A 1,563-nucleotide genomic window follows, 5' to 3' on the forward strand; every position below is an offset into this window, starting at 1 on the left:
GGTTTCAGAATTTTGAAAGATACGAAGAAATATGATAAAAGCAGACAACTTCATAAGGAAGACTATCTATATGAAAATAGAGTGGAACTCAAAGCTAATATAGAAGTGCCCAGTATTTCTTCCATGTATAAAGAAGGAAGAAACGATGTCAATGAATACGGTAGTGATTTACTAGAGCGAATATTATCTAAGGATAATATGAACAATGCTTATAAAAGAGTAAAAGCCAATAAGGGAAGTCATGGTATTGATGGTATGACAGTAGATGAACTTCTACAATACCTAAAAGAACATGGACAGAAATTAAGGCAATCATTACTGGAAGGTAGATATAAACCTCAACCCGTCAGGAGGGTAGAAATACCTAAGCCTGACGGCGGAAAGAGATTATTAGGAATACCTACTGTAGTAGATAGAGTTGTCCAACAGGCTATTGCTCAAATTCTAATACCTATATATGAAGGTAAATTTATAAACAATAATTATGGTTTTAGACCATTAAGAAGTGCGAAGCAAGCTGTTGAAAAATGCAGGCAATATATTAATGCAGAATATACTTGGGCAGTGGATATAGACCTTGCAAAATACTTTGATACAATAAACCACGATAAGCTAATAAGACTATTATCTAACGATATAAAAGATGGCAGAGTAATTTCTCTGATACGAAAATATCTGAAGAGTGGTGTAATGATAAATGGTGTGGTTATGGGAACAGGAGAAGGAGCACCGCAAGGTGGACCATTATCCCCATTATTAAGCAACATAATGCTACATGAACTTGATGTAGAACTAACAAAGCGTAAGCTTTGCTTTTGCAGGTACGCTGACGACTGTAATATATATGTTAAAAGTAAGAAAGCTGCAAACAGAGTAATGGAGAGCATTACGAAATTTATTGAAGAGAAGCTAAAACTCAAAGTAAACAAAGACAAAAGCACAGTAGATAGACCTTGGAAACTTAAATTTCTAGGATTTTCTTTTTACAGAGGTAAAGGTGAATACAGAATAAGAACTCATGAGAAGTCTTTAAACAAATTTAAAGCAAAACTTAAGAAGTTAACTTCAAGAAGTAATGCAATGAATATAGAATATAGGTTTCTAAAATTAAAACAAGCAATAGTGGGATGGATAAACTATTTCGCTATTGCTGATATGAGGAATATTCTTAGAACACTTGATAAATGGCTAAGGCGAAGGATAAGAATGTGTTTTTGGAAACAATGGAAAAAGATTAAGACAAAACACGATAATCTTGTAAAATTAGGAATTCCAAATAACAAAGCATGGGAATATGCTAGCACAAGAAAAGGCTATTGGAGAATATCCAGCAGCCCTATATTATCTAAAGCACTAACTAATAAATACCTCAAAGAAATAGGTTTAATTTCTATATCTGAAATGTCATTCATTAGTACATTAATTTCTATTGAACCGCCGTGTACCGAACGGTACGCACGGTGGTGTGAGAGGTCGCTAAATAAAATAATTATTCAGCTCCTACTCGATTTGAAATGCATTATATAGAGAGTATTATAGGATTCCTTAATGAAAATTTAACTT

Annotated in this window: 1 protein-coding gene; it reads left to right on the forward strand. The window is 33.3% G+C overall.

Features of this window, described 5'->3' with window-relative positions; genetic code table 11:
- A partial coding sequence (gene ltrA / locus B2W91_RS13245) for a group II intron reverse transcriptase/maturase (protein WP_349680806.1) occupies positions 1–1,527 on the forward strand: 1,527 nt, incomplete at its 5' end.
- Positions 1,528–1,563 lie beyond the last annotated feature (36 nt).

Origin of the sequence: Clostridium sp. UBA6640 (assembly GCF_002455975.1) — a bacterium.
GTDB lineage: Bacteria > Bacillota > Clostridia > Clostridiales > Clostridiaceae > Clostridium_J.